The following is a 22,121-nucleotide window of genomic DNA, read 5'->3' as shown; positions in this document are numbered from 1 at the left end:
GATCGGTCTCGGTCCGGGTGATCACGGTTCCAGTAGTCATCGCGACTGCTCTCCCATCGCTTGTTCTCCAGAGGCTGGGCTTTGCCTCGGAGGTTTTCGACCATAGGTCGAAAACACGTTTCGATGGTAACACCTGTGATCGAGAACGCAGTATCGGCCGGGTTCAGCGGCGCCCGACACGCCGGTGTCCGGACCGGGACGTCTCCGCATAATCTGGAGACCATGTCCGACACCACCGTCCGCGTCGAGGTTCTCACTGCGGTCTTCCAGGTCCGCGAATCAGAGACCGCTGAGCCCCTCCTCCAGGTACTTCTCCGACGGTGTGAGAAGGCCGGGTGGTCCCTTCCCGGAGGACCGATCGTCGAGCGCGAGACACTGGGCGCCGCCGCCGTCCGCTGGCTCGGCACCCGCGCAGGACTGACCCGGGTGGCGCATCTGGAGCAGTTGGCGGTCTTCTCCGACCCCGACCGGGTCCCGGACGAGCGGACGGTCGCTTCGACGTTCATCGGGCTGGTCCCCAGCGACATCCCCGCCGAGACCGTGGCGGACGCCGAATGGTTCGACGTCGACGGACTCCCTCCGCTCGCGTACGACCACCGCGACATCGTCGATCGTGCCCGTGTTCGACTCGCGGGCAAGTTGTCGTACACCAACATCGCCTTCGCGCTGGCTCCGAGCCAGTTCCCGATGTCGGAACTCGCCGAGATCTACGGCGCCGCCCTCGGCTACCCGGTCGATTCGACCAATCTCCTCCGCGTTCTGTCCCGGCGCGGTGTCGTGGTCGCGACCGGCACCGTCGGACGGACCGGCGGCAAGGGCGGTCGCCCGCCTGCGCTCTACGCCTTCGCGGACACGCAGTTGCGGGTCACGGACGAGTTCGCGGCTCTTCGTCCGCCGATGTGATCGGCGGGGTGGCACCCGTCTCCGGTGCGGCCGGGTCCATCGCGACGAAGCCGTCGGCGGTGGCCTGAGCTGCGCCGACGGGGATCGGCGATTCCGCGACGTCGTCGCCCACCCCGAGGTCGGCGTGACTGCTCGAGATCACGCACACCAGATACACCAGGACCGCGGCGGCCGGAGCACACACCAGCAGCAGCCACGGCGGCCCGACCTGGCCTTCGAGCCAGAGTTTCACGGTGCCCCGGTACACCCCGGGCACCGTGTGATCCGCCAGTTCTCCATGCACCGCCTGCGCCCAGGTCTCGGCGATCTTCAGCGAGACGACGGACGTCGCGAGCGACATGAGCGTCACGAACGACAGCCCTGCCGGACCGCGCGTGGAGCGCAGACCGAACCAGGAGCCGAGGCCGATCGCCGCGCCGAGGCCGAACGACAGGAGCGCGAAGACGGCGATGCCGCCGAAGAGTTTCGCCGGATCGGACTCGGTGGCCCATCGCTTGGCCCCGCCGTGTTCGACGACGAGGTTCGGGGTGGGCGCCAGCCACACCCACAGACCACCGACGACGACCGCCGCAGCCAGCAGCGAGAGGGCCACCACGACCGCCCGGCGCATGTTCATCGCTCGCCCAGCTCCGTCGAATCGAGGGCGCCGTGGCGTGAGCAGCGGGCGTCCCAGCCGTCCGGCCGCACCTGCACCACCATGCGTCGACCGCATTGACCGCAGTACCGCGGGGGCTCCAGACCGAGCTGGGCGGCCGCGGGGACGGCGTCGGGCGCCTGCAGTTCCAGTTCGACGCCGGTGTACACGCCGTACTTCACCGGTTCGTGCAACGGCCCCGGAACAACACTCGTCACGCGCGCCGCCTCTCCGAACCTGATGGCCGCCGCAGACGGCCCTGTGGTTCCGAGGCTACCGTCGACGCTCACAGCGTGTCGTTGAGGGCTTTGATCGGCATGCTCAGATCAGCGAGCAGGTCGAGGTCGTTCTCGGCGGGACGGCCGAGCGTCGTCAGGTAGTTGCCGACGATGACGGCGTTGATGCCGCCGAGAATGCCCTGCTTGGCTCCGAGATCGCCGAGGGTGATCTCGCGACCGCCCGCGAATCGCAGGATGGTGCGCGGCAGAGCCAGGCGGAAGGCCGCGACCGACTTCAGCGCCTCGGAGGCGGGCAGCACGTCGAGATCACCGAACGGGGTTCCGGGCCGGGGATTGAGGAAGTTGAGCGGCACCTCGTCGGGTTCGAGTGCAGCGAGGTCGGCGGCGAACTCGGCGCGCTGCTCCAGGGTCTCGCCCATGCCGAGGATGCCACCGCAGCACACCTCCATGCCCGCATCGCGGACCATGCGCAGGGTGCCCCACCGTTCCTCCCAGGTGTGGGTGGTGACCACGTTCGGGAAGTGACTGCGCGCGGTCTCGAGGTTGTGGTTGTAGCGATGCACACCCATCGCGGCCAGCTCGTCCACCTGCTCCTGCGTCAGCATGCCGAGACTGCAGGCGATCTGGATGTCGACCTCGTTGCGGATGGCCTCGATTCCCGCGGCGACCTGGCTCATCAGCCGCTTGTCGGGTCCGCGCACAGCGGCAACGATGCAGAATTCGGTGGCGCCGGTCTTGGCGGTCTGCTTGGCGGCCTCGACCAGCGACGGGATGTCGATCCATGCGCTGCGGACGGGCGAGGCGAACAGTCCGGACTGGCTGCAGAAGTGGCAGTCCTCCGGGCAGCCGCCGGTCTTCAGCGAGATGATGCCCTCGACCTCGACTTCGGGGCCGCACCAGCGCATGCGGACGTCGTGCGCCAGTTGCATCAGTTCGGTGAGGCGCTCGTCGTCGAGTTGCAGGACCTGGAGGACCTGCTCCTGCGTGAGTCCTTCACCGCGTTCGAGGACCTGCTCGCGCGCGAGCGCGAGGATGTCGGAGGTGTCGGCGCCGGCCGGGGCTGTCGTGTCGGCGGTCGTGGTCATGGAGTGCTCCTTAGACGGGGTGAGACGGTTCGGGTACCGCAGCGGACGTGATGCGCCGCCGCGGCGGTTCAACGGGGGTTCAGTGGACGGCGAGTGCGAACAGTGCGGGCTCCACCCAGTCGGGGGCGGCCGCACGGAATCGTTCGCCGGAGAGGCGGCCTGCGCCCGCGGGCACCGTGGCGACCACCCTCGCTCCGGTCAGTCGTGGCAGATCGGTGCGATTGCAGCGTTCGGCGAGGCCGGGTTCGGCGGGCCACGCGCCGATCACCAGGCCACGCACCGCGACGCCTGCGACCTCCGCGGCGCGCGTGGTGAGCTCGGTGTGGTTCAGGGTGCCGAGTCCCGGATCGGTGACCACCAGCAGTTCGGCGGACAGCCGACGCGCGACGTCGAGGATCGTCAGCTCGGGCGCGAGCCGGACCAGCACACCCCCGGCGCCCTCGACGAGTACCAGATCGGCGTCGACGGCGAGGGCTGCCACGGCGTCGACGATCGCGTCGAGTGTCACCGGAGGCATCCCCGCTCGTGCGGCGGCGGTCTCGGGCGCCAGCGGCTCCGGGAATCGTGCGGGCTCCCGCATCGGCAGGGGCCCGGCGAGCCGTTCGACGTCGGCGAGGTCGCCCGGCTGGTCGGGTGCGACGCCGGTCTGCGCCGCCTTGCAGACGGCCACCCGCAGCCCCGCGGCCGTCGCGGCCGCCGCCACCGCGGCGGTGGCGACGGTCTTGCCGACGCCGGTGGACGTTCCGGTGACGACCAGGATCCGGGCGTTCATCGGACGCTCACCGCCGACAGCGCCCGACGGACCACCGTCGCGACGTGGTCGAGGTCGTCGTCGCTGAGGTCCGCGCGCACGGTCAGTCGCAGCCGCGAGGTCCCCTCCGGGACCGACGGCGGACGGAAGCAGCCGACGAAGACGCCGTGCTCACGACACCGCGCCGCAGCCTGGACTGCAGCCGTCGGATCGCCGATGATCAGCGAGACCACCGCAGCGTCGGGCACCTGCGCCCCGCACGCTTCGGCGAGCCGCCGGACACTCGCGCGGAGCCGCTCGGGCATGGCCGGATCGGCCCGCAGGATGCGCAGCGCCGCGTGCGCCGCGCCGACGGCGGCGGGGTTGAGCCCGGTGTCGAAGATGAAGGTGCGCGCGTGGTCGATCAGGTGCTCGCGCAGCAGCGAGGTACCGAGGACCAGTCCGCCTTGGGCGCCGAGCGACTTGGACGCGACCGTCGTGACGACGAGTCCAGGCGCTCCCGACAAGCCGAACTCCGCGGCCACTCCCCGTCCGCCGGGTCCGCGGACACCGAGGGCGTGCGCCTCGTCCGCGAGCAGGATCGCGCCGTGGTCGACGGCGGCCCGGTACAGCTCGTCCAGCGGCGCCCGGATGCCGTCGATGCTGTAGATCGAGTCGGTGACGACCAGTGCCCGTTCCTCGGTGCGGTCGGCGAGCGCGCGGCGAACGGCGTCGACGTCACCGCGCGGCACCACGACCACGCGGGCACGGGACAGGCGGCAGCCGTCGATCAGCGAGGCGTGGGCACCGGTGTCGCTGACGATCAGGTCGCCCCGACCGACGAGCGCGGTGATGGCGCCGATGTTGGCGAGGTAACCGGAGGAGAAGGCCAGGGCCGCCTCGAAACCGAGGAAGTCGGCGACGTCGTTCTCGAACTCGATGTGCGCCGCGGTGGTTCCGGCGACGAGCCTGGACGCGGTGGAGCCGCCGCCCCACAGGTCCAGACCGGCGTGCGCGCCCGCGATCACATCCGGATGCGTCGACAGACCGAGGTAGTCGTTGGACGCCAGGTTGAACTCGGCGTCGCCCGGTCGCCGAACGACCGGGTCGCGGTGCAGGCCCGCCTCACGCGTCCGCGCGGCGATCTCCGCCAACCACGGCGCGCTCACGACGCGGGCTCCGGCTCGACGAGGTCGGCGACCGAGTAGTCCGCCGCGGTGGCCGCCAACGATGCGTGGGTGGCCGCACTCATGCCCGCGATCAGGGCGTCGAGCTGACCGTCGTCGATGATGAACGGCGGCATCGCGTAGATCAGGTTCCGGAACGGTCGTATCCAGACGCCGGCGGCGACGGCGGCATCGGTCGCGGCGACCATGTCGACGTCGCGGTCGAGTTCGATCACTGCGATGGCGCCGAGCGTGCGGACGTCGACGACCCCCGACACGCCGGTCAAGGGCGCGAGGCCCTCGGCCAGCCTGCGGCCGATCTCCGGAACGCGGGTGGCCCACCTCGCGTCGGCCAGCAGCTCCAGAGACGACGCCGCCACCGCACACGCCAACGGATTCGCCATGAACGTGGGGCCGTGCGCGAGTCCGCCCGCCTCACCGCGGCTGATCACCTCGGCGATCTCATCGGTGGTGAGGGTCGCAGCAAGAGTGAGATAACCGCCGGTCAACGCCTTGCCGACGCACATGATGTCGGGACTGATGCCCGCGGCGTCGACGGCGAAGAGCGTGCCGGTCCGGCCGAAGCCGGTGGCGATCTCATCGCAGATGAGCAGGACCTCGTGCTCGTCGCACAGTCGCCGCAACCCCGCGACGAGGGCGGGCGAATGGAATCGCATTCCACCGGCACCCTGAACCACCGGCTCGATGATGACGGCGGCGAGCTCGTCGCGCCGACGGCGCAGCTGCGCGTCGAGCATGTCCAGATAGGCCCGGTCGACGTCGTCACCCGCACGCGCATCCGGCGGGGCGGGGACGAAGACCTGGTCGGCGATGACGCCGCGCCACATCGCGTGCATGCCGCCGTCCGGGTCGCAGACGCTCATCGGCGCGAAGGTGTCGCCGTGATAGCCGCCGCGCCAGGTGAGCAGCGTGCGCTTGTCGGGGCGGCCCCGACTGCGCCAGTACTGGACGGCCATCTTCACCGCCACCTCCACCGACACCGAACCGGAGTCGGCGAAGAACACTTTTCGCAGCGGATCGGGGGTCAGTTCCACCAGCGATGCCGCCAGTCGTGCGGCCGGCTCGTGGGTCAGTCCACCGAACATGACGTGCGACATCCGTCCCGCTTGGTCGGCGAGCGCGGCGTCCAACCGTGGATGCCGGTAGCCGTGAACGGCCGCCCACCACGAGCTCATCCCGTCGACCAGCTCGGTGCCGTCGGCCAGCACGATGGTCGCGCCCACGCATTCGCGGACCACCCGCGGCCTGGTGCTCGAGGGAAATCCTCCGTACGGATGCCAGACGTGCTCGGCATCGATCTCGGTGACGACGACTGCGTCCACACCGGTCTCCTGTTCTGTCTCAGCCCCGCCCGCATCACGACCCTCTCCTAGACACTGTCCAGGAGATTCTTGAACACCGTACAGGATGACCCTGTACGTCGTACAGGGCTGCGACGTCGCCGGCTTTTCGGACTCGGATAGGGTGACGCCGTGAGCAATACGAGGGCCGACATCCTGGCCGCGGCGCGCGACATCCTGGCCGACCACAGCCTCGCCGACCTCACGATGCGGCGACTGGCGACCGAACTGGGCGTCCGTCCCAACGCCCTGTACTGGCACTTTCCCAACAAGCAGACGATGCTGGCCGCGCTGGCCGACGACATCCTGACGACCATCCCGGGGCCGATACCGGACATCGACTGGCTCACCGATGTGCACCGTCTGGCGACCGACCTGCGCGCGGCGCTGCTGTCCGTGCCCGACAGCGCCGAAGTGGTGTCGTCGGCGTGGGCGTCCGGCCTGGCCGAGCGCGGCATGGAGTCGTCGATCGCCGCCGTCGCCGTCGGTGGCGGACTCCCGCAGCGAGTGGCCGACGGCCTCGCCACGGCGATCTGCCAGCTGACGATCGGTCTGACGATCGAGGAGCAGACCCGCACGCAGATGGAGCGACTCGGCGTCACCGGTCCGTCCGGCCGCCTGTTCGACGACGAGTTCGAGGCCGCGCTTGCCGTGATTCTGGACGGTGCGAGATTTCGCGCGGAAGCGCAGTCCACGTAGATTACGAGGGCGGTCACCCGCCCCGGGTGCCCCCACAGCCCCGACCCGAAGTGAGAACGTGTCCGCTCCGACCACAGGTGATGCCACGCCGTCCACGGCTGCGGCCCCCGCGTACCGCACCGACCTGGACGGTCTCCGCGGCATCGCCATCGCACTCGTCGCGTGCTTCCACGTGTGGTTCGGCCGCGTCTCCGGCGGCGTCGACGTCTTCTTGACCCTGTCCGGATACTTCTTCGTCGGCTCCCTGGTCCGGCACACCATCCACGCACAGTCCGCCCGCATCGGGTTCGGCGAGACGGTGTCGCCGTGGCCGAGGTTGCAGCGACTGTTCCGGCGGCTGCTCCCCGCGCTCTACACCCTGCTGATCGTCGTCGGCGTCCTGACGATCGCGATCGTCACACAGACGCGCTGGCAGAACATCGGTCGCGAGATCGTCGCCAGCGCCCTGTACTACCAGAACTACTACCTCGCCAAGAACTCGCAGGACTACCTCGCCGCGAGCTCCGCGAACAGCCCGCTGCAGCACCTGTGGTCGATGTCGATGCAGGGACAGTTCTTCGTCGGCGCCCTGATCGTGCTGCTCACCGTGGCCGGTCTCATCAAGCTCCTAGGCCGCCGGTACGAGGGGCTGACTCAACCCCGTGTCATTCGCGCGATCTTCGCCGTGGTGGTCGGCGGCACCGCCCTCGCCTCGTTCGCGTGGGCACAGCATCGCCTGCACATCGACCAGCCGTACAACTACTACGACACCCTCTCGCGACTCTGGGAGCCGCTGGTCGGCGGCCTCCTCGCGATCTGGATGCCCACCTGGCGCGTCGGCGTCCGCATCCGGGGGGCGATGACCGTGATCGCACTGATCCTGATCGCGACCTGCGGCTGGTGGATCGACGGTGTGGCCAGCTATCCGGCCGCCCTCGCGTGGGTGCCGGTCGGCGCCACTCTGCTGGTGATCTGGTCCGGCAACACCGCCCCCGATCAGTCACTGCCCCGGGTCAACCAGATCCTGGCGAGTAAACGGTCGGTGTGGCTCGGCAGCCTGTCCTACTCCCTGTACTTGATTCACTGGCCGCTGCTGATCTTCTACCTCACGTGGCGGGGAATCGACCACGCGAACGTTCTCGAGGGCACCGGTATTCTCCTGGTCTCGATCGGGCTGGCGTGGCTCACGAAGCGCTACATCGAGGACCCGCTGCGTGGCGGCGGGCGCTCGTCCATGGCACACCTGCGGTGGCCTGCACACCCCCGCGTCACATATACCGCTGCCCTGACCGTGGTCCTCGTCCTCGCGTCCGGTGCTACGGCCGGCGGCATCAAGGCGTGGGACCGGCACATGCTCGACGTCGCCGTCGACACCACCGATCTGGATCCGGCCCTGTACCCCGGTGCGCGTGCACTCCTCGACGGCGCTCCGGTGCCGGCGCTGGATCCGCAGCCGACGCCGCTCGCGATGGCACAGGATCTGCCGCAGACCGGGCGGGACGGGTTCATGAGCGATTTCGCCGCAACCACACCCACCGTCGGCGTGTACGGAGACCCGAACGGCGGCAAGACCATCGCGGTCGCCGGCGGGTCGCACGCCGAGATGTGGATCGGCGCGCTCGACGCGATCGGCCGACGCAACGGATTCAGGATCGTCACCTATCTGAAGATGGGTTGCCCGCTGACCGGCGAGGAGATGCCGACCCGACTGGAGGGGACGCCCTATCCGGAGTGCCGCACCTGGGTCCGCGCGGTGATGGACGACATCCTCCGGACGCGCCCCGATGCGGTCTTCACCAATTCGACGCGTCCGGACCCCGACGGGCCTGCCGATCATGTGCCCGCGGGTTACCTGGCGATCTTCGACGAGCTGACCGGCGCGGGCATCCCCGTCGTCGGCATCCGCGACACGCCGTGGCCGCACAAGGACAAGCGTCCGATCAACACCCCCGAATGCCTCGCCGGCGGCGGCAGTGCGACCACCTGCGGAACCGTACGCGCCAGCGCCTTAAACCCGGTGGATCCGGCGCAGGCCGTCGCCGCGACGAATCCACTGTTCCATCCGTTGGACCTCTCCAACGGCGTCTGCACAGCCGACTTCTGCCCGGCCGTCGTCGGTAACATCATCGTGTACAAGGACTTCCACCACCTGAGTACGCCCTACGTGCGGACATTGACGCACGAGCTGTCCCGCCAGTTGGCCGCCGCCCTCGGGTGGACCGGCCCGGAAGTCCCCTGACGCCAACGCGCTGAACCGAAGGAGGGCCATGTCCGGGATACCCGTCGACCCGGTCGCCACCTATCGCGTTCAACTGACACCTGCGTTCACCTTCGCGGAGGTCACCGGAATTCTGCAGCACCTGTGCGAATTGGGCATCAGCCACCTGTACCTGTCCCCCATCCTGGCCGCGATGCCCGGTTCCCAGCACGGGTACGACTGGTGTCCTCCGGCGCGCATCTCGGACGTGCTCGGCGGAGCCGACGGCTACCGACTGCTCCGCGAACACGCTCGAGCGGTGGGCATCGGCATCATCGTCGACATCGTGCCGAATCACGTCGGGGTCGCCGATCCTGAGCACAATCCCTGGTGGACCGACGTCCTCACTCGCGGTCCGGCGTCGCCGTACGCAACGTTCTTCGACCTCGACGCGCAGCACTCCGACGGTCTCATCAATCTGCCGTATCTGGGCAGCGAAGACGATCTGGAACGGCTCGCACTCGACGACCAGGGCCATCTGGTCCTGGGCGACATCGTGCTGCCGACGGCGCCGGGAACGTGGTCGCCGGGCGACACCGCGCTCGCCGTGCACCGGCTGCAGCATTATCGCCTGGTCCCCCACGACAGTCGGCGTGTCGGCTACCGGCGCTTTCTGGCCGTGAACGGGCTCGCAGCACTGCGCCAGGACGTTCCCGAAGTCTACGATGCGACGCACGCCTGGTTGCGCGAGCTGATCGCCGACGATCTGGTCGACGGTGTCCGCGTCGATCACGTCGACGGCCTGGCCGATCCCATCAGCTACCTGCGTCGACTGCGCGCCGATCTGGGACCGGACCGACTCCTCTACATCGAGAAGGGGCTCTCGAGCGGCGAGGAGCTCGATCCACTGCTTCCCGTCGACGGCACCACCGGATACGACCAGCTGCAGTTGATCGAGGCGCGCTTCACTGCACCGACCGGAGCCATCGAGCTGGAGGAGACGTTCCGCGCCATCACCGGAATCGAGGGCGATGGGGACGCAGTCCTGCGTCGCGCGCGCGACGTGAAGCAAGCCGTCCTCGTCGATCAACTCCCTGACCGGATCCAGCGAGTCGCCGACCTCCTGACCGCGACCGCACCCGAGGTGGCGCCGCACGCGATTCAGAAGGCTGCCTCCCTGTTCATCTGCGCGTGCCCGGTAGGCCGTCCCGACTATCCCGCTCTGCGGGACGCCGTCCTCGTGGGCATCGATGCGCTGGCGCACGAATACCCGTCGCTCACCCCTGGTTTCGCCGTCCTCGGGGCGGCTTTCCGCGACCCCGACAGCGCACGCGAAGCACTCGGCCGGATCGGCGAAGCCGTCGCCGCCGTCTACGGCAAAGGTGTCGAGGACGTCGGTTTCCACCGCACGGCGCGGCTCATCTCGAGCCAGGAGCTCGGATGCCTTCCGCTGGAACCCGCGATCAACCGCACCGATTTCGTCGAGCGTGCTCGCCGTCGTGCCGCCACCTGGCCGCGCTCGATGGTCGCGCTCTCGACCCACGACACCAAGCGCAGCGAGGATGTCCGCGCACGGATCGCGGTGATCGCGCAGACTCCGCAGCGCTGGCGGATCGTCGTCGACCGCCTGTGGCGCCTGCACCCGCCGCCGCACCCGCTGGTCTGTTATCTGCTGCTGCAGAATCTGGTCGGCGTCTGGCCGGATGACGGTCGACCGACGCCCGAGTTGTCCGCGCGGCTCACCGAGTATGCCCGTAAGGCGATGCGCGAAGGCGGTCTCGTCTCGTCATGGACCGCCGTCGACGTCTCCGCCGAGGAGTCCGTCCAGCGGTGGCTCGCCGATCTGCAGTCCGGTGAGGCGGCCGACGTCATCACGTCGTTCGTCGAGCTCATCGCGGACGCCGGTCAGGCGGAGGCACTCTCCCGCAAGGCGTTGTCGTTGCTGCTGCCGGGCGTCGGCGACATCTATCAGGGCACCCAGTGGTGGAATTACTCGCTGACCGACCCGGACAATCGACGCCCGGTCGACTACACCCGCTCACTGGACCATCCGAAGGCACGCGTGGTCCAGACGTGCCTCGAGGTCCGTCGTCGACATCCGGCAGCCTTCGTCGCCGGCAGCAGCTACCTCAACATCACGCTCAAGGGCGCTGCCACCGACCACGTCTGCGCGTTCGCACGCGGTCGCGGCGACGATCCCGCCGTCGTCGTGGTCACGGTGCGCCTGGCCCTGATGTTCACCGATCCGGCGATCCGCACCAAAGCGCAGATCGTGCTCCCGCGCGGCGATTGGCTCGACGCCTTCACTGGGAATGCGTTCAGCGGCACCGTGACCGCCGAAGACCTGCTGTCCGACCGTCCACTCGCATTGCTTGAGCGAATGACCAGCGACGGACTCTGACGCTCGCTGGCGATGACCACCTGTCCCTGGGCGGTCCGCGACCACCGTCGGGCTGTGCCCGAACACGCCGACCACCGCTCGTAGGACCGACGATATACGACGACTACGACGGGACTGTTCGCATCGCTGTTTCGAACACTTGTTTTCTGCATATGTGTTCTATATCATAGTTTGTACAGCTTGATCGGGATGACTGGAAGGTCGTTTCGTGTTGTTTGAGAACTTCATAGCCGTCGCGCACAGGCGACACGGACTGCTTCCGTAGCAAGGGGCTTTAAGGGGTGGTCGGTGGGTGCGCACGGAAGCAGGACCGCCGTCGGTTCGAGGGTTCGGCCGGCAGGGGTTTATGCGGATCGACGCCGAATCGCCGTGAGTCGGCTCCTTGGGTTGGAGTCACTCCTCGGGTCGGGCTCCTTGGGTTGGAGTCGCTTCTCGAGTCGGCCCCTTGGGTTGGGGCCCGGCGATGCGGACGATCTAGTGCTGGGCCTTCGGGTCGGCGGCCTGTCCTGCGACGTCGCCAGACCACCCTGTCTCCTCGGGGTCGGGTGGGTCTGGCGACGGGGGTGACTGCTTGCGTCGGGTTCGGTGTCGTGCGTGTTGTCCACCGTCAGCGGCGCACCCGCCCTCTCGTGCTCGGTGATCCCGGGCCGGAGGCGATGCCCGCTACACATTTCGGGTGCGTTCCCCATCGGAGCGGGCCCAGCCAGAATCGCGACCCGCATCGGGTCGCGTTCGCCACCAAGGGCAAGGGGGATTGCCATGGCCATTGTCGACGTCATCACTGAATTCGCTGACGCGCTCATCGAAGCGCTCAGCCCACCCACCCTCGCTGCGCCCGGAGGAGAACTCGCATCCTTGTGCGCGAGTCCTTCGCCGGTCGGGTTCGATGACGCTGTCATCGGACAGACCATGGTGCAATTGACCCGGGTGGTCAATCTCGCTGGGACGGCGATGTCGGGGTTGACCGACGCCGCCGGCCGGGCCGGACTGCCGGCTCGGAAACGGGTCAAAACCAGCACCGACCTCCTCAAGCAACTCGGCATCACGCCGGCAGCCGCCCATCGATACGCGCGGACCGGGCACGCCGCGCACACAATGCCGGGCGTGATGGTGCACGCACGAACCGGCGGCGTCCCGATCGAACAACTCGACGCCATCGGCAAAGGCATCACCTTCGTGGGCAAGCGGGTTCCACTGGATGAGGATCGACGCGCGGATCTGGCTCGGCGACTGTCCTGCCAGGTCACCCCGGCCGATGTGTCCCAGCGGGCTCGGGAACTCGCCCTGGAATGGCAGCCGGAGATCGACGAGACCGACCCTGACGCGGTACCGGTCGCCGAAAACCCCGATCTCAACGAGATGACGCTGGTGACCGGGGACGACGGCCGCACCACCGGCACCCTCGATCTGGACGCACTGACCGGCGAAGAACTGAACCAGGCGCTCGACCCGCTCTGCAAACCGATCCCGCAGCCCGACGGCTCACGCGATCCACGCACCGCTCAGCAACGTCGCGCTGATGCTCTCGCGCAGGTCATTCGCACCTACCTCAGCGGGAAGGAGCGGCCGACCGTCTCGGGAGGGGTTCTTCCGCACGTCACGATGATCGTTCCGACCCAGTGTGGTGACAGCAGTGCAGCTGGAAGCTCGTCGCAGGTCGCCTCGCTCGGTTTCACCGGCCCGGTCTCCCCCGCGACCGTCGGACTGGTCCTCTGCGAAGCCGCGATGCGCCGAGTGATCCTCGACCAGAACTCCGCACCGCTGGACGTCGGCCGGGAGCACCGCTTGGTGACTGCCGGCCTGCGGCGGGCGCTGGAAGCCCGCGACCGAGGCTGCGCCTTCCCAGGCTGCGGACGCCCGATCTCCTGGACCGACGCCCACCACTGCACACCCTGGTCCGAAGGCGGCGACACCGCGATCGACAACTGCGTCCTCCTCTGCCGCATGCACCACACCCTGATCCACCAAACCGGCTGGGAAGTGTTCATCGGCCACGACCGCCACCCCTGGTTCCGCCCACCCCTCGACCAAGCGAACCCGGACCGCCAGCGCGAACCGATTCGCTCCAACGCGAGACGGACTATGACCGCAGCACCAACAGCGGCAGCGTAACCACAGCGTAAACCGTACGACGCAGGAAGCAGCGCGGGGACGGCGGAGTGGTCACGACCGCCGAGCTCTCCGCAGGGACGAGGCGCTAGCCGAGGAGCGAGGACTGCCGAGGCGGCGTGACCACTCCGCCGTCCCCGCGCGGGCGTAACCCTTCACGCCGCTCCCCACGCGGGCGTGACCACTCCGCCCTCCCTACGCGGGCGCAACCCCTTCACGAGCAGACGAGGGAAACACCCATACTCCTAAGGCGTGGCCGGAGCCGGAGCCGGAGCAGTCGTCGTGTCTGGTGGTGCAGGCTGCCCCTGTTGTGCGCCGACGGTGATGCCGGGGCCGGCACCGATGCTGCTGACCAGCCACTCGCCGTCCACCTTCGCCATCTCCACCTGGAGCAGGACGGCTTGGCTGGCCGGGGTCGCGCTCGCCGCGCTGGTTCCGGTGATGTCGACGCCCAGGACGACGGTGGAACGATCGGCGTCGAAGGATTCGACCATCGACGACGTGACCGTCGTCTTCATGTTCTCGACTTTGTTCTGCTTCATGAAGTCGGTGCTGACGACGGCGTCCGAGCCGAGTCGTTCTTTGAACTCGCCGGTGCTCAGCGGACCGACTGCGTTGCGGAGCGATTCCGGCGTCGCATTGGCTCCCCCCATGGCGTTGAAGTAGGTCTCGATGAAGTGCGCCGCTGCCGATTTGCTGTCGGTGAAGGCGTCGAGCTGCTTGTTCTTCTCCACCACTTGGAAGATGCTCAAGGCGATGGCGACTACTGCTGCGATGGCCACGATCGCCAGCCCGAACTGCTTCAGCGCGCGCACCGGGATGGTGACCTGGGCGTCTTTCGACGACTCCTTCTTCGCCTGGCGTGCGGCGCGCTTCTCCGCATTCTTGGAATCGGCGGCCGACGCGTCGGACCGGTCGTCGACGGCGTCGTCCACTGTCTCGCCCGAACCTGTGTTCTCCAGATCCACTACTGTCTCGTCGACGCTCTCGGACCCCGTGTCCGATGTGTCCTTGTCGTCAGCTGAACTCATTCGTCCTTCATCACTTGTCGAGTGGAACCGTTCTCGCGTTCGGATCGTAGTTCGGCGGCGGTCCCGCTGTGTCGTCGCCCTTCGGCCGCGGAGCGTTGGCGGATCCGCGCGTCTGGAGGGTCGGATCCTCGGTCACACAGTACAGATTCTTCGGAACCGCGAGTTCCAGGATCTTCGTCGGTCGGACGGGCGAGAGACTGTAGTTGCACGACGGCCGCGGGTAGAGGGACGCCAACGCCCACCAGGCGCCGTCATGGAACATCTTCTGCCCCTGAATCGATCCGTCACGGATCGAGGGGAACAGCGTCGCCAGTGCCGGCGCGCGCAGGGCGCCCTGCCTCGCGACGTCCAGGAACTGCGTCAGGACGTCGGAGAGCGGATCGGTGATCGTCGCCAACGAACCGGTCAGACTCGTCATCTGTCCCGGCCCGTTGCCGAGCAGACTGCGCAATTCCTTGTCGGCGGCGACGGCTTGGTTGAACACCGCGTCGACACCGGTGACCAGTGCATCGAGATCAGGCTGAATGTCGGCGGTCGTCTTCAGGATGGTGCCCGAGTTCTGAATCAGCTTGGTGGTCTGCGGCAGCACCTTGGCGAGGTCGGAGAAGATCACGCCGCCCGAGTGGAAGATGGACTTGAGTTGATTGGGGCCTCGGTCGTTGAGACCGACTTCCAGCTCCTTGAGCGTAGCCGTCAACTTGGGTGCGTCGATCTGACCGATGACGTCCAGCGCCGACTGCAGCATGCCGGGGAATGGCGCCGTCACGTGAGTCTGTCCGACCTCGATCACATCGCCGTGGCCCAGATACGGCCCTTGATCCGTGGTGGGAGTGACATTGACGTACTGCTCCCCCGCCGCGGACAGGCCCAACGCAGAGAACGTGGACTTCTTATTGATGGGAAAGTCCTTGCGCAGCCGCAGCACCACGTCGACGCTCTTCGGCGTCACCTGAATGGTCTCGACATCGCCGATCTGCGAGCCGCGGAGCATCACCTTGCTGGTGTCCTGCAGTCCACCGGACACCGGGAAGTGCACGGTGACGTCGTACGTCGTCTGCCAGGGTCGCCAGCTGAGGCTGTTGAACGCCAGGAACGCCAGACCGACCAGCATCACCACGACCAGCCCGAGGTTGCCGATCATGATCTTGTGTTTGCGGAGCCACGCCATCATGAGCAGCACCCCTTGGTCCCGGTCAGGCGGGCGATGATTCGCGCGAGGGTCTGTTCCATGCTGTGCATGCCGTTGGTGATGTCGCCGACCTCCGGGAGCCGTGACGCGCTGTCGAAGCCGAGACCCGGCGTCAGCCAGTACACCTTCGCCGACACCGCTGCCGCGCTCCCCGACGTGCTCTTGATCCACTTCGGATTCAGCTGCGCCAAGCGGTCGGCCAACGGACCGAAGGTGCCCGCAGAATTGTTCAGGGCGACCAGCGTCGTGTTGAGGTGGCCGAGCATCTCCGCGAAGTCGTCCTGCTCGGAGTTCAGGAAGTCGTTGGTGGCCGCAGTGACCTTGTTCGACTTGTCGAGGGTGGTCAGGATCATGCCGAGCTGGTCGTTGATCGTGTCAATGGCCGCAGGCAGTTTGTTGACCGCCGCGGCGATCTGGGTGCGACCGTCAGCGAGCTGCTTGGTCCACTTCGCGGTGTTCGCCATCGCGGTGTCGACGGCCGCGGCATTCTGGTTGAACTTGCTGATGGCCGTCGTGAAGCCCTCGATCGCACCCTTGAGCTCCGGCGCATTGCCTCCGATCGCCGTGCTCAGTTCGGTGAAGATCCGCTGCAGCGACGACACCGAGCCGGAGTCGACGAGACCGGTCATGCTCACCAGCAGGTCCTCGACGGTAGCGGCCGCCGACGTGGGACCGGTCAACGTGCCCCCGTCCTTCACGACACCGTTCGACGCGTCGGCGGGCGGCTGCAGCGCCACGAAGACGTCGCCGAGCGGTGTGGCCTGCCGCAGCTCCGCCCCGGTGCCGACGGGGAGGTCGGTGTCGCTGGAGACGCGCATCGTGACGACCGCGCGATAGTTCTCGGCGACGATCGACTCCACTTCGCCCACGTCCACGCCGCCGAGACGTACCTTCGCCTTGTTGGGCAGGTTGAGGGCGTTCTCGAACGAGGTGTGCACGGTGATCGCGTCGCTGATTCCGCCCGGGGCAGGCAGCGGCATCTGCTCCACAGTCAGCCCGGGGATCACACCGCACGCGGACAGGCTGAGCGACGTCGCCAGCGCGACGGCGGCCATGCCGACCTTCTTCTTCAGAATCATTTCTTGCTCAACTCCAACAATCCGGAGTAGATGCCGAGATCAGGACCGAAGTCCTTCAATTGGCCGGTCTCGCAACCCTTCTTGTCGATTCCGATGGCCTGACAGAACTTCGACAGCGTCTGATTGTCGAGCAACGACTTGTCGAGAAGGACCTGAGCTCGCCACGCGCCCTGCTCGGCAGAGATCGAGTTCGACAGGTTCTGGAACAGCAGCGGCGCCACGTCGATCGTCTCGACGACCTCACGAGAGAAGTCCGAGAGGTTGGCCGCCAGCGAGGCCAACCGACCGGTGGATGAACTGATCGCGCCGGAATTGTTCGCGAGGAACTCCGAGGTGTTCTGCAGGGTCCTGTTCAGATCGCCCAGGGTCGCGACCAGACCGACCGACTGATCACCCAGCATGTCGGAGACCTTGGTCATCGACGCTGAGAACTGCTTCATCTTGGGGTAGTTGTCGGTCAGCGCCGTCGTGAGCTTGCTCAGCGAGGAGATGATCGAGGTCAACGCGTCCCCGTTGTCCGCTCCCAGCTTTCCTGCCTTCGAGAGCGCGTCGAGCGCCTCGCGGAGCCTCTCACCGTTGCCCGACGCGATGCCCGAGGTCACGTCGACGAAGTCGGCGATCGGGCCTTCGCCCGGGCGATCACCGGACATCGACTTCACGATCTCGTCGATCGCGTCGAAGAGGGTGCCGATCTCGACGGGAGCCTTGGTGTGCTCGATCGTGTCCCCGTCCCCGAGCTTGGGGCCCTCGGAGTAGGTGGGCGACAACTCGATGTGACGCGTGGTGACGATAGAGGTGTTGACGATCGCCGCCGTGACATCAGCGGGGACGTCGATGCTGTTGTCGATCGTCATCCTCACCTTGACGCGCATCCCCTGCGGCTCCACCTCAGTGATCCGGCCGACCGGCATCCCGAGCACGGCGACGTCGTTGCCCACGAAGATGCCCGAGGTGTCCTCGAAGTAGGCGGTGACGGTCTTGGCCTGTCCCACCGCCGCGACCCAGTTGGCGGGCACCAGCGAGCAGCCGGTGATCGCCAGCATGCCCGCGGTGACCAGCGCCGCCGCCGCGAGCACACGCCGCACGCGAGTCCGGACTCTGGTCGTCGCCGTTCCCGAGATCGTCACGGTCAGCATCCGTCCACCACCCGCGCCAGGCAGAGCCAGTTGTCTGGGAACAGCCCCCAGGGCAGGTAGCCGTTGGCGTACGGACCGTCGCCGATCAGGTTGTTCGTCAAGCGTGCTGTCACCGGGAGGACTTCCAACAGCTTGCGAAGGTTGTCGCGGTTCTTCTCCAGACCGCTCGCGATCGTGTTCAGGTTCGCCATCACCGGGGCGAACTGGCCTTGGTTCTCAGCGGCGACGGCGCGAGCCTGATCGGTGAGGGCGGCGACGCCGTCCAGCATTCGCGTCACCAGTTGTTCACGCGCGACGATCTTGTTGGCCAACTGTGCGCCCTGGCCGACGATGATCGAGAGTTGGAATTGACTGTCCAACACCTGGTCGGTCACCGCATTCGTGTCTTTGAGCAGTTGGGTGATCTGGTCCTGGCGGTTGTTGAGCACATCCGACATCCGGGTCAGCGACTCCAGCGCAGGCCCCATCACGGCAGGCGCTCCCTGCAGTTGGCGATTGAGGCTGCGGATGCTGTTGGTCAGTTCGTCCGGCTCGATCCCCGCGAGGATCGGCGTTCCCTTCGCGAGGGTCTGCTGGAGGTCGTAGGGCACGCGGGTCTGCTGGATCTTGTTGTCCGGCGCGTCCTTGGGGCTGGTTCCGAGGACGATGTCGACGTACCGCTGTCCCAGCAGCGTCGACATCTTGATCTCGGCAGAACCGTCGTCCTTGACCTGGACGTCGTTGTTGACCTTCATATCGACCTTCACGTGGTCACCGGCCAGTTCAGTCTTAGAGACCTCGCCGACGTCGATGCCCGCGACGCGTACCTTGTCGCCGGGACGGATGCCGCCCGCTTGCACGAAGTCCGCCGTGTACGTGCGTTGACCGAGGCCCGCGGTGCTCAGCCCCACCACCGCGACGATGATGACGACGAGGCCGATCGACCCGAAGATGCCGTACCAGAGGCGCCGGTTGCCGTTGAACGCCCGCCCGAAACGCTTCTTCATCGGCACACCACCGAATGCTGGGTTCCGCCGATCTTGTTGATCAGACCCGGCGGGAACAGGACGTCGCCGATGGCGATGTCGAGGTCACAGGCATAGATGTTCAAGTACGCACCCTGCATCATGACGTTGGGGAAATGGCCGAGGAAGATCGGAAGGTCGCGCGCCAGTTGATCGAGCTTGGCACCACTGCCGATGAGCGTCGACGTGGCTTCGCGGGCTGCGGTGCCCGCCGACTTCAGGCTCGCGCGGTTGCGGGCGAAGACGTCGGCGAAACCCTGGGCGGTGCGCCCGATCTGATCGAGCGACTTGCCGAACGCCGCCGAGTTTCCGTTCAGCCCTTCGACGAGCCTGCTCGAACTGTCGATCAGGGTCTGGACCTGCTTGCCCTGCGAGGCCAGTTCGCGCATCACGATGCCGACGTTGGTGATGATCGCGCCGAGAACCTGATCGCGGTTCGCCATGTCGTTCGCGACGTCGCCGATCTCAGCGATCGTGCGGCTCAACGAGACCGTGTTGCCCTGGAACGTCTGGATCAGACTCTCCGACAGGGAGTTCACCTGCTCGGGGGTCAGGGTGTCGAAGACCGGTTGGAAACCGGCGAGCAGCTTGGTGACGTCGAACGAGTCCTCGCCCGGAAGTTGCAGCGGTGCGCCCTCGTCAAGCCGCTTCCCCGGAGTGTCGCCGTCGATCGACAGCGCGAGGTAACGCTGTCCGATGAGGTTCTGATACCGGATGGCCGCGCGGGTGTTGGCGTAGACGGGCTGGGTGTTCTGCACCTTGAAGCTCACCCGAGCATGCCCGTCGTCGAGCTCGATCTTCTCGACGCGACCGACCCGCACACCGGCCATGCGAACGTCGTCGCCCTCCGCGAGGCCGGAGACGTCGTTGAAGGTGGTGGAGAAGTCGTCGGTGGAGCCGCTGACCGACCGTTCGAGCGTCGACCAGATCAGGTAGGTCATGAACAGCGCGACGATCGCGAACAGGCTGAAACCGATGAGCGGTTTGCGGATGGACGACTTCGCGTTGCGGGTCACTTGTCTCCTCCCTTCGGCGTCACGGCCGAGACCAGCGGACCCAGCATCAGCGTGTCTGCGGCCGTCGGCTTCTTACCGAGCGCCGCGCTCAGCGTCTTGTCGTCCTGACCGGTCGTGACTCCGCTGACCTGCTTGCGTACCGTCCGCCGCTGCATCGACGGCGGGTAGATCGTCAGCGGACCCGACATCGTCGGACCGGTTCCCGTCCCGGGACCCACGCAGCCGGGGCCGCGCAGCTGACCGTAGGGGCCGCCGTCGTACACCGGACAGTTCTGCCGCGAATACTGCTGATACGCACTGAAATTGATGCCGAGGTTCAATTGGACGCGCCCGTTGACTCCGGTGAACACCCCGAGCACGCGGCCCGCGAGGACATAGATCTCGTGGAGTGCCTGCGGCATCGCATCGGGATCGAGCATCGTCGCACCCAGCATGGTGTTCAAATCGCGAACGATGCGCTTGCCTGCGTCGCCGTTCTTGGCGAACAGGGTCTGCGTCTGATCCAGCAGTCCCTGCCCGGCCGACAGGAGTGCGGTCAGTTGGTCGGAGTGCTGCGCAACGGTCATGGCGGGCACCACCGACTTGCCGAGTGCGTCGAGCAGGTCGGGGGTCGACGCGGCCAGGCCGGCGACCGCACGGTTGAAGTTGTCAAAGCCCGACGGCGCTCCCGGCGGGAACTGCGCGTTGATGGTCTTCCAGTACGTGTCGAGCACCCCGACGAAGGTCGAGAAGGTGGCACCTCCCCCTTGGAGTGCGTCGGCGATGGTGCCGAGCACCATGCCGAGGTCCTCGGGCGGAACGCTCCGCAGCAGCGTGCGCAGCTCGTTCTGCGCATCCTGCAGCCGAATCGTCGGCTCGGAGGTGTCGGCCGGGACCGTCGCCCCGGACGCTAGCCGGTCCGACGACGGGTCGGCGGGGGCGATCAGTTCAACCGAGTTGACGCCGAAGAGGTTCGACGGGACCGTGCGCGCCGTCGTGTTGGCGGGAATGCCCTCGGCCTGCTTCTCGTCGAGGATCAGCGCCACCGATTTGGTGGGGTTAGTGCCCGAACCGGTCATCTCGATGGAGTCGACGCTGCCCACGATGAATCCGTTGTAGCGGACGTCGGCGCCGGACACGAGTCCGTCACCGATGTCGGTGAGGTCTGCGGTCACCTCGGTGCGGCTGTCGAATGTGCCCTCGTAGCGGGCGATGAGCAGACCGAACACCACAATGGCCACGGCCAGGAAGATCAGCCCTCGGACGAAGTAGGTGGTGAGTGACGGATCGCGTCCTCCAGTATCGATTCTCATCTGCTCACCCCGATATCTTGATGCCGGCGGAGGTGCCCCAGAAGACCAGGGTCAGGATCAGGTTCGCGAAGACGATGGTGATGATCGACAGTCGGATCGCGTGTCCGGCCGCGACACCGACGCCCTCCGGGCCACCCGAGGCGAAGTATCCGTAGTAGCACTGGATGAACGTCGTCAGCAGGACGAACACGATCACCTTCAGGAACGAGAAGACCACATCGCGCGACAGCATGAACTGGTCGAAGTAGTGCAGGTACGTTCCGGCGCCCTCACCCGACTGCACCTGGAACATCAACTGGCAGGCGATGTAGTTCGCGGCCAGCGAGACCGCGTACAGCGGGATGATCGACAGCACGGCGGCCGCCATGCGCGTGGTGACCAGGTACGGCAGCGGCCGGATGGCGATCGACTCCAGTGCGTCGATCTCCTCACTGATGCGCATCGACCCCAATTGCGCGGTGAAGCGGCATCCGGACTGCGCGGTGAAGGCGGTCGCCGCCAGGAGCGGCGCGATCTCCCGGGTCGTCGCGAACGCCGACAGGCCGCCGGTCAGCGGCGACATGCCGAGAAGGTTCAGCGCCGTGTAGCCCTCGATGCCGACGGTCGCACCGCCCATCACGCCGAGAATGATCATGACGCCGACGGTGCCGCCGCCGACGACGATCGCGCCGTTGCCCCACGCCACGTCGGACAGCAGCCGCCACACTTCTTTGCGGTAGTGCGTGAACGTGATCGGGGCGAGCCCGATGGACTTCACCAGGAAGGTGATCAGGTGGCCCATCGCGACGATCGCATCGCGCGGTCCCTCCCACAACTTCTTGAGCCACTCGACCGGTTTGAGCGCCGGTGGCACATACCGTGATGCCGTCAT

19 protein-coding genes are annotated in these 22,121 nt (G+C 67.2%); 5 read left to right on the top strand and 14 right to left on the bottom strand.

Annotated features, from left to right (window positions below; all coding sequences use genetic code 11):
- The first annotated feature begins 222 nt into the window (after positions 1–222).
- Positions 223–903: an NUDIX hydrolase gene (locus tag GH2_RS03080; protein ID WP_066163316.1), complete on the top strand. Its 681-nt coding sequence runs from the start codon at positions 223–225 to the stop codon at positions 901–903.
- Here the strand turns inward: GH2_RS03080 and GH2_RS03075 are convergent.
- From GH2_RS03075 to GH2_RS03050, 6 genes are all read right to left on the bottom strand, one after another.
- Positions 866–1,519 carry a DUF2567 domain-containing protein gene (locus tag GH2_RS03075; RefSeq protein WP_066162946.1) on the bottom strand — a complete coding sequence of 218 codons (654 nt, stop codon included), beginning with the start codon at positions 1,517–1,519 and terminating at the stop codon, positions 866–868. The genes GH2_RS03080 and GH2_RS03075 overlap by 38 nt on opposite strands.
- Positions 1,516–1,755 carry a biotin synthase auxiliary protein BsaP gene (bsaP, locus tag GH2_RS03070; RefSeq protein WP_066163314.1) on the bottom strand — a complete coding sequence of 80 codons (240 nt, stop codon included), beginning with the start codon at positions 1,753–1,755 and terminating at the stop codon, positions 1,516–1,518. The genes GH2_RS03075 and bsaP overlap by 4 nt, the downstream gene beginning before the upstream one ends.
- Before the next feature lie 68 nt (positions 1,756–1,823).
- On the bottom strand, positions 1,824–2,861 hold the full coding sequence (gene bioB / locus GH2_RS03065) for a biotin synthase BioB (protein WP_066162944.1): 1,038 nt from the start codon (positions 2,859–2,861) through the stop codon (positions 1,824–1,826).
- A gap of 79 nt (positions 2,862–2,940) precedes the next feature.
- Positions 2,941–3,633 (bottom strand): dethiobiotin synthase, encoded by a 693-nt coding sequence (bioD, locus tag GH2_RS03060; protein ID WP_066162936.1) that lies wholly within the window; start codon positions 3,631–3,633, stop codon positions 2,941–2,943.
- Positions 3,630–4,760, bottom strand: a complete 1,131-nt coding sequence (locus GH2_RS03055) for an 8-amino-7-oxononanoate synthase (protein ID WP_066162933.1) — start codon at positions 4,758–4,760, stop codon at positions 3,630–3,632. Before GH2_RS03055 ends, bioD begins: the two co-directional genes overlap by 4 nt.
- Complete coding sequence (locus GH2_RS03050) at positions 4,757–6,100, bottom strand: adenosylmethionine--8-amino-7-oxononanoate transaminase (RefSeq protein WP_066162931.1); 1,344 nt, start codon at positions 6,098–6,100, stop codon at positions 4,757–4,759. The genes GH2_RS03055 and GH2_RS03050 overlap by 4 nt, the downstream gene beginning before the upstream one ends.
- A 150-nt stretch (positions 6,101–6,250) precedes the next feature.
- Here GH2_RS03050 and GH2_RS03045 point away from each other — a divergent pair, with 150 nt between their 5' ends.
- The 4 genes from GH2_RS03045 to GH2_RS03030 all read left to right on the top strand — a co-directional run bounded on the left by GH2_RS03045 (position 6,251) and on the right by GH2_RS03030 (position 13,506).
- Positions 6,251–6,817: a TetR/AcrR family transcriptional regulator gene (locus GH2_RS03045; RefSeq protein ID WP_066162929.1), complete on the top strand. Its 567-nt coding sequence runs from the start codon at positions 6,251–6,253 to the stop codon at positions 6,815–6,817.
- A gap of 58 nt (positions 6,818–6,875) precedes the next feature.
- Positions 6,876–9,035, top strand: a complete 2,160-nt coding sequence (locus GH2_RS03040; protein ID WP_066162927.1) for an acyltransferase family protein — start codon at positions 6,876–6,878, stop codon at positions 9,033–9,035.
- A 28-nt stretch (positions 9,036–9,063) separates the two neighbouring features.
- On the top strand, positions 9,064–11,394 hold the full coding sequence (gene treY / locus GH2_RS03035; protein WP_066162924.1) for a malto-oligosyltrehalose synthase: 2,331 nt from the start codon (positions 9,064–9,066) through the stop codon (positions 11,392–11,394).
- Positions 11,395–12,153: 759 nt separating this feature from the next.
- On the top strand, positions 12,154–13,506 hold the full coding sequence (locus GH2_RS03030; protein WP_066162922.1) for an HNH endonuclease signature motif containing protein: 1,353 nt from the start codon (positions 12,154–12,156) through the stop codon (positions 13,504–13,506).
- Positions 13,507–13,748: 242 nt separating this feature from the next.
- Here the strand turns inward: GH2_RS03030 and GH2_RS03025 are convergent, their stop codons facing one another.
- Genes GH2_RS03025 through GH2_RS02990 form a run of 8 tightly spaced genes read right to left on the bottom strand, consistent with a single transcriptional unit; the run spans position 13,749 to position 22,121 of the window.
- The gene (locus GH2_RS03025; RefSeq protein WP_066162919.1) at positions 13,749–14,534 is read right to left on the bottom strand and encodes a hypothetical protein; all 786 of its coding nucleotides are present in this window, start codon (positions 14,532–14,534) and stop codon (positions 13,749–13,751) included.
- A 10-nt stretch (positions 14,535–14,544) separates the two neighbouring features.
- Positions 14,545–15,705 carry an MlaD family protein gene (locus GH2_RS03020; RefSeq protein ID WP_066163312.1) on the bottom strand — a complete coding sequence of 387 codons (1,161 nt, stop codon included), beginning with the start codon at positions 15,703–15,705 and terminating at the stop codon, positions 14,545–14,547.
- Positions 15,702–16,802: an MCE family protein gene (locus GH2_RS03015; RefSeq protein ID WP_066162916.1), complete on the bottom strand. Its 1,101-nt coding sequence runs from the start codon at positions 16,800–16,802 to the stop codon at positions 15,702–15,704. Before GH2_RS03015 ends, GH2_RS03020 begins: the two co-directional genes overlap by 4 nt.
- Entirely contained in the window at positions 16,799–17,938 is a 1,140-nt protein-coding gene (locus GH2_RS03010) for an MCE family protein (protein WP_084247255.1), read from the bottom strand. The genes GH2_RS03015 and GH2_RS03010 overlap by 4 nt, the downstream gene beginning before the upstream one ends.
- Positions 17,932–18,924, bottom strand: a complete 993-nt coding sequence (locus GH2_RS03005; protein WP_066163306.1) for an MCE family protein — start codon at positions 18,922–18,924, stop codon at positions 17,932–17,934. The genes GH2_RS03010 and GH2_RS03005 overlap by 7 nt, the downstream gene beginning before the upstream one ends.
- On the bottom strand, positions 18,921–19,958 hold the full coding sequence (locus GH2_RS03000; RefSeq protein ID WP_066162906.1) for an MCE family protein: 1,038 nt from the start codon (positions 19,956–19,958) through the stop codon (positions 18,921–18,923). The genes GH2_RS03005 and GH2_RS03000 overlap by 4 nt, the downstream gene beginning before the upstream one ends.
- Complete coding sequence (locus tag GH2_RS02995) at positions 19,955–21,250, bottom strand: MCE family protein (RefSeq protein ID WP_066162903.1); 1,296 nt, start codon at positions 21,248–21,250, stop codon at positions 19,955–19,957. The genes GH2_RS03000 and GH2_RS02995 overlap by 4 nt, the downstream gene beginning before the upstream one ends.
- Positions 21,251–21,254: 4 nt before the next feature.
- Positions 21,255–22,121, bottom strand: coding sequence for an ABC transporter permease (locus tag GH2_RS02990; protein ID WP_066162900.1), 867 nt, complete (start codon positions 22,119–22,121; stop codon positions 21,255–21,257).

Origin of the sequence: Gordonia hydrophobica NBRC 16057 (assembly GCF_001592365.1) — a bacterium.
Taxonomy (GTDB): domain Bacteria; phylum Actinomycetota; class Actinomycetes; order Mycobacteriales; family Mycobacteriaceae; genus Gordonia; species Gordonia hydrophobica.
Note: the sequence above shows the minus strand (reverse complement) of the source record. Positions and strands in the feature narration are given on the sequence as shown.